An 887-nucleotide genomic window follows, 5' to 3' on the forward strand; every position below is an offset into this window, starting at 1 on the left:
TCCTGGCGCTGACCTCCTATCCGCCGGGAGACAGGGCGACGGAGGCAGAGCTCGCCAGGTTTCGCGACGCGATCGAGGCCGCCTTCGCGCGAGGGAACGGCGTGCTCGAAGCCGAGAAGCAGATCGGGCTGTTCTTCGCCCGGAAGGCGCAGGGATAGGCGAGCGTCTCTCGGCGGAGCGTAGTCTGCTTCTCCCCCTTGCCCTTGCCCTTGCCCCTGCCCTTGCCGGCGCGGCGGGCAGGCCTGGATTCACAGAGCCAAACGCAAAAGGGCGCCCGCCGGCCCCCTGACGGGACCGGCGGGCGAAATGAAATGGAGCTGATGGCCGTTGCGCGTATCCGCGCCTATCGCGGCGGCGGGCGCACGCCTTCGAGGATCTGGCGGATCACGCGGATATCGCCTTCGATGGTCGAGAGGCGGTTATTCGCCGCCTGCTCGGCATTCTCGCGCTTGGCGAGCTGCGCCTCGACGATGGCGATCCGCATGTCGTGGACATCGTCCTTGGCGCGCAACTGGCCATAGGACAGGCTGACGGTCACGATCACCGCCACCAGCGAGACGATCGTCATCCCGATCGAGAGAATGTTGCCGAGGCTGACAGAGAGGCGGGGTTTCACGGCGTCCATCCGCATTGCCTTTCGCCATGCTCGTTATGCTTCACGACATCCGCCTTCTCGCGGATGCTCATCGCCGCCACAGCATGGGCTGTCGGCCGGAACGGGCGGGCGGTGTCGCAGAAATCACCGGCCATCCCGGCGCAGCCAGCGATGAAGGCGCTGMTCGAGAGCAGCAGGGCCAAGGCTGTCGATCTCATCGTCACGCTTCCCTTTGTCAGTGAKGGYTTTTCGGCGMGCGCGCTCCTGCTCGGCCTGAAGGRTTGCTTTCCCC

At 66.1% G+C, this 887-nt stretch carries 2 protein-coding genes; both read right to left on the bottom strand.

Annotated elements, in window-relative coordinates; genetic code table 11:
* Positions 1-343 precede the first annotated feature (343 nt).
* On the bottom strand, positions 344-625 hold the full coding sequence (locus AB4Y92_RS25075) for a hypothetical protein (RefSeq protein ID WP_113517430.1): 282 nt from the start codon (positions 623-625) through the stop codon (positions 344-346).
* Positions 613-798, bottom strand: coding sequence for a hypothetical protein (locus AB4Y92_RS25080; RefSeq protein ID WP_441822084.1), 186 nt, complete (start codon positions 796-798; stop codon positions 613-615). The genes AB4Y92_RS25075 and AB4Y92_RS25080 overlap by 13 nt, the downstream gene beginning before the upstream one ends.
* Positions 799-887 lie beyond the last annotated feature (89 nt).

It is taken from the genome of Lysobacter sp. TAB13 (assembly GCF_052113885.1).
GTDB classification, from domain to species: Bacteria; Pseudomonadota; Gammaproteobacteria; order Xanthomonadales; family Xanthomonadaceae; genus Lysobacter; species Lysobacter gummosus.